4 protein-coding genes are annotated in these 5,176 nt (G+C 71.0%); 1 reads left to right on the forward strand and 3 read right to left on the reverse strand.

Translation table 11 applies throughout. The annotated features are described in order from the left end of the window. Positions 1 to 101 precede the first annotated feature (101 nt). The 3 genes from thrS to ACFWI9_RS25165 all read right to left on the reverse strand — a co-directional run bounded on the left by thrS (position 102) and on the right by ACFWI9_RS25165 (position 4,105). Positions 102 to 2,078 (reverse strand): threonine--tRNA ligase, encoded by a 1,977-nt coding sequence (gene thrS, locus ACFWI9_RS25155; protein ID WP_387165321.1) that lies wholly within the window; start codon positions 2,076 to 2,078, stop codon positions 102 to 104. 195 nt (positions 2,079 to 2,273) lie between these two features. After that, positions 2,274 to 3,542, reverse strand: a complete 1,269-nt coding sequence (locus ACFWI9_RS25160) for a hypothetical protein (protein WP_387165322.1) — start codon at positions 3,540 to 3,542, stop codon at positions 2,274 to 2,276. Further along, positions 3,542 to 4,105, reverse strand: a complete 564-nt coding sequence (locus ACFWI9_RS25165) for a DUF4365 domain-containing protein (protein ID WP_387165323.1) — start codon at positions 4,103 to 4,105, stop codon at positions 3,542 to 3,544. Before ACFWI9_RS25165 ends, ACFWI9_RS25160 begins: the two co-directional genes overlap by 1 nt. A 229-nt stretch (positions 4,106 to 4,334) precedes the next feature. Between ACFWI9_RS25165 and ACFWI9_RS25170 the strand changes: the two genes are divergently transcribed. Next, on the forward strand, positions 4,335 to 5,066 hold the full coding sequence (locus ACFWI9_RS25170) for a 3'-5' exonuclease (protein ID WP_387165324.1): 732 nt from the start codon (positions 4,335 to 4,337) through the stop codon (positions 5,064 to 5,066). Positions 5,067 to 5,176 lie beyond the last annotated feature (110 nt).

A 5,176-nucleotide genomic window follows, 5' to 3' on the forward strand; every position in this document is an offset into this window, starting at 1 on the left:
CGGGGGTGGGCGGCGCCGCCCGGGGCCGCCGCCCGCGCCCCGCCCGCCGCCCCGGGGGGGGGGGGGCCCCGCGGGGCCCCGACCCCTCGTAAAGCGGCTGCTCAGAGCTGCACCCGGCGCTCCACCACGTCAGCGAGCTTCGCCAGGGCCTCGTCCCGGGGAATGCCGTTCTCCTGCGAACCGTCGCGGTACCGGAACGAGACCGTTCCCGCGCTCATGTCGTCGTCGCCGACGATGATCATGAAGGGCACCTTCTGCTTCTGCCAGTTCCGGATCTTCTTCTGCATCCGGTCCGACGAAGCGTCCACCTCGACCCGCAGGCCCCGACTCCTGGCCTCAGCCGCGAACTCCTGGAGGTATGGGACATGGCTGTCGCCGACCGGGATACCGGCCGCCTGCACCGGCGCCAGCCATGCCGGGAACGCGCCCGCGTAATGCTCGAGCAGCACCGCGAAGAAGCGCTCGATGGAGCCGAACAGTGCGCGGTGGATCATGACCGGGCGCTGCTTGGAGCCGTCGGGTCCGGTGTACTCGAGATCGAAGCGCTCCGGCAGGTTGAAGTCGACCTGGATGGTGGACATCTGCCAGGTACGGCCGATGGCGTCCTTGACCTGCACCGAGATCTTCGGACCGTAGAAGGCGGCGCCGCCCGGGTCGGGCACCAGTGGCAGGCCCTGCTTCTCGGCGGCCTTGCGCAGCACCTCGGTGGCCTCCTCCCAGACCTCGTCGGAGCCGACGAACTTCTCCGGGTCCTTGGTGGACAGCTCCAGGTAGAAGTCGGTCAGTCCGTAGTCGCGCAGCAGGTCGAGCACGAAGGTCAGCAGCGAGTCGAGCTCGTCCGCCATCTGCTCCTTGGTGCAGTAGATGTGCGCGTCGTCCTGCGTGAAGCCGCGGGCCCGGGTGAGGCCGTGCACGACGCCGGACTTCTCGTACCGGTACACCGTCCCGAACTCGAAGAGGCGCAGGGGCAGTTCACGGTAGGACCGGCCCCGGGCATCGAAGATCAGATTGTGCATCGGGCAGTTCATGGGCTTGAGGTAGTAGTCCACGCCCTCGTCGAGCTGCATGGGGGGGTACATGCCCTCGGCGTACCAGTCCAGGTGGCCGCTCTTCTCGAAGAGCTTCCCCTTGGTGGCGTGCGGGGTGTAGACGAACTCGTAGCCCGCCTCCTCGTGGCGGCGGCGCGAGTAGTCCTCCATGGCCCGGCGGATGACGCCGCCCTTGGGGTGGAAGACCGCGAGACCCGAGCCGATCTCGTCCGGGATGGAGAACAGGTCCAGCTCCGCGCCCAGCTTGCGGTGGTCGCGCTTCTCGGCCTCGGCGAGGAAGTCGAGGTGCGCCTTCAGCTCGTCCTTGGACGGCCAGGCGGTGCCGTAGATGCGTTGGAGCATCGGGTTCTTCTCGCTGCCGCGCCAGTACGCGGCCGCGTTGCGCATCAGCTTGAACGCCGGGATGTTGCGGGTGGTCGGCAGATGGGGACCGCGGCAGAGGTCCTTCCAGCACAGCTCGCCGGTCTTGGCATCCAGGTTGTCGTAGATCGTCAGCTCACCGCCGCCCACCTCGACATCGGCGCCGTCGTCGCTGGACGCCGAGCCCTTGATACCGATGAGCTCCAGCTTGTACGGCTCGTCCGCGAGTTCCTCGCGGGCGGCCTCGTCGGTGACGACGCGCCGCGAGAAGCGCTGGCCGCGCTTCTGGATCTCCTGCATCTTCTTCTCGATGGCCTTGAGATCCTCGGGCGTGAACGGCTTGGCCACGTCGAAGTCGTAGTAGAAGCCGTCCCTGACCGGCGGGCCGATGCCCAGCTTGGCCTCGGGGAACAGCTCCTGCACGGCCTGCGCCATCACATGCGCGGTGGAGTGGCGCAGGATGTTGAGCCCGTCCTGGGACGAGATCCCGACCGGTTCGATCTCCTCGCCGTCCCCGACCTCGTACGCCAGGTCCTTCAGCTCACCGGCCACCCGCGCGGCGACGACGGTGCGGTCGCCTGCGAAGAGGTCCGCCGCCGTCGTGCCCGTGGTCACCACGCGCTCTTCCCGCTCGGAATCGCGTTGGATGATCACACGGACGTCTGACACCGGTCTCTCCTGCCTCATGGGGAAGCGCGCTCCGAAGCGGCACGCGCGCGTCACGCCATGCTACCGAGCCTGGCGGCCGGCCCGCGAAACGGTCCGCGGACGTCGCGGTGTACGGGTCCCGGTGTACGGGTCCCGTCCTGGCCCTCAAGCCCCAGGCCCCACATACCGCGGTCCCGGCGGGCGGCGTCGCCCCGGTCAGTCGTCCGCGCCGCAGGCCTCCTCGAAGAAGTCGAGGTTCTCATGGAGCGCCTTCAGCAACCGGTCCCGCTCGGCGTCGTCCACCTGCACCGGCACCACACCCGTCGCGTCGCTGAGGCGGCGGAAGCCGCCGCGGCTCTCGAGCCGCCCGATGACCCTGATGGGCAGGCCCACCAGATGGGCGTGCCCGGCCGTCCGGTACGACTCCTCATCCAGCACCGCGCGGACATGGGGGACCTCGGCTCCCGACAGGACCCGCAGCCGCACGGTGCCCTCACCGCGGGTGCCCGAGCGCCGCATCCGGACCACCGCGCCCGTGATCCGCACGGGTACGGACGGTTCCTCGCGGAGGTAGCGAGCACCCGCCGCGCGCAGGGCGGGCAGGTCCCCCGGGGAGAACTCGACGGGTTCGGGGCGGGCCGCGCAGCCTTCGGGCACCCCGGCGGCGGGTGACCAGGCCAGCGCGACCCGGGCCCCTTCGGTGCCGCGTACCAGCGCCACGACGGCCTCCGTGAGCTCCCGGCTCACACCCGCCCCGACCGCGGTATCGAAGGCGTCCATACCGCCGGTGGCCCGCTGGTAGTCGACGGCCTCACGGGTGGCGGCCAGCGCGTGGTGCAGGCTGACGGCGACGGACCGACCGCTCGTCACCGGTACGAAGGCGGTGAGCCCGCGCCCGCCCGGCGCCGGACCGACCAGGACCCCCTCCAGCGCGGCCAGCGCCTGGCGGCGGTGCCTCGCCCCGTGGTACCCGGCACGGCCGTGTCCCGCGAGGGCGCCCGCGAGCAGCAGTTGCCGCGCCGCCGACCGGAGTTGCTCCTGCACGGTCCACGCGACCGCACCGGACGTCCCCTGCGGGACATCCCGCCACCAGCGGATCTCGTCACTCGGCACGGACAGCCCGACGAGCACCTCCCGTGCCGAAGGCGCGGCGGACCGGGCCAGGGCCGTCAGCGCCTCGCCCAGCAGATCGTCCGCGTCCGGGAAGGCCCGGCTCTCAGGCACGAGCAGGCTGGTGCCGCCGCCCGCGGGTCCGGGCGGGGTCCACCGCGTGTAGCGTCCGGCGGCTCCCCCGCGTCGGCGCCAGCCGTGCCGGTCGAGCAGCGCTGCCAGCACGACGGGATCGACGCAGGAGGGATCGGGGTCCTCCCCGCTCCCGTACCAGGGCGCGGGTACGTCGTCCGGCAGCGGAAGCGGCAGGGAACGCGGGCGCGGCAGTGGGGAATTCGTCCGCGGCGGTACCGGTTCGCCGATCGGGCGGTGCATCAGGGTCTCCCTCCCGTCCCGACCCGGGTCATGATCTCGCACAGCGCCCGGTCGTCGAAGATGTGCGTGGTCGGGATACGCACGGTGGTCCTGCGCCTGCCGGTTACCGGGTGGCCGGCGAGGTTCGTCCAGTAGCAGCAGTGCCTGAGGTCGATCCGGTCGTGGTCGGCCCGCAGCCATTCCTCGCGGGCCCTCGGCACGATCATCACGACGAGGATCTTGTGTACGGACACCGGTGTCCGGGCCAGCTTCACCAGGTGCTCGTTGTCGAGCGTGAACGAGAAGGCCGAACCCGGTGGGTGCGGCGCGAGTTGGTAGGTCGCCTTGAGCTGGACCTTGATGGTGACTTCGTCGTCGACGGTGTGTCCGGGAGCGCTGTGGCTCACATGCCAGTCGATCCCGTTGTCGGGGAACGGCTGGGACAGCGAGCAGCCCGCGGCTGCGGCCACCGCATGGAGATACCCCACCTGGAGGGTCTCCATGCAGGCGGTGGTGGCGAGTGCCCCGCGCAGCGGTACGGTCCGCTCGGGCAGCGCACCCGGTTCTGGCTGCGCGAGCGCCATGGCTCCGTCTGCCTTCCGGGCTGTGCCGACTTTTCGAGGCTCGGTTCCCCGCCGGGCCACTTCGCCGTGCCCCTTCGGATCACGCTCCCCTCAGGTACACGACGAGGCGTCAGTTTCCCGTCCCCTCAATTGTGTTGTCACCCGGCGGCGTACCGCGCAAACAGGGCGGGTATCACCGGTTCGGGCAGGGGATCACGGCATCTGCCCGGCTTGGGCGAGGAGTTCGGGGATGACGCAATGGTTTGAAGGGCCCCTGGCCGCATTTGACACCGAGACAACGGGCGTGGACGTCGAGGGAGACCGGATCGTCTCCGCGGCGCTGGTCGTCCAGGATTCGGCGGGTGGACGTGCGCGCGTCACCGCCTGGCTGGTCAATCCGGGCATACCGGTGCCCGAGGCGGCCGTCGCTGTGCACGGTCTCACCGAGGAGCACCTCCAGCACCACGGTCGCTGGCCCGCCCCTGTGATGGAGGAGATAGGCCGCGCGCTCGCCGAGCAGTGCGCGGCGGGCAGACCGCTCGTCGTGATGAACGCGCCGTTCGACCTGACCCTGCTGGACCGCGAACTGCGGCGCCACCGCGCCTCGTCGCTGGCGCACTATCTGGAACACGTGCCGATGTGCGTGCTGGACCCGCGGGTTCTGGACAAGCATCTGGACCGCTACCGCAAGGGCCGGCGCACACTCACCGATCTGTGCGCCCAGTACGGGGTGGCGCTGACCGGGGCGCATGACGCGGCGGCCGACGCGACAGCGGCACTGGAGGTCGTACGGGCTGTGGGCCGCCGGTTCGCCGGACGCCTGGAGCGGCTGTCGCCGGCGGAACTGCACACACTTCAGGCGGTGTGGCATGCCGCTCAGGCACGGGGCCTCCAGGCGTGGTTCGCGCGCAACGGCTCGGAGGAGGCGGTCGATCCCGCCTGGCCGCTGCGTCCCGCACTGCCCGCCTCGCGGGCGGCGTGAACACCCGGAAGGTGGTGGATCCGGAACGCACAGAGTCGCGGGGGGGGGGGGGGGTGTGGGTGGGGGGGCCGGGGGCCCACCGCAATAAAAGCCCGCGGTGGGCCGGCGGC

The organism is Streptomyces sp. NPDC127084, from assembly GCF_042724175.1.
Taxonomy (GTDB): Bacteria; Actinomycetota; Actinomycetes; order Streptomycetales; family Streptomycetaceae; genus Streptomyces.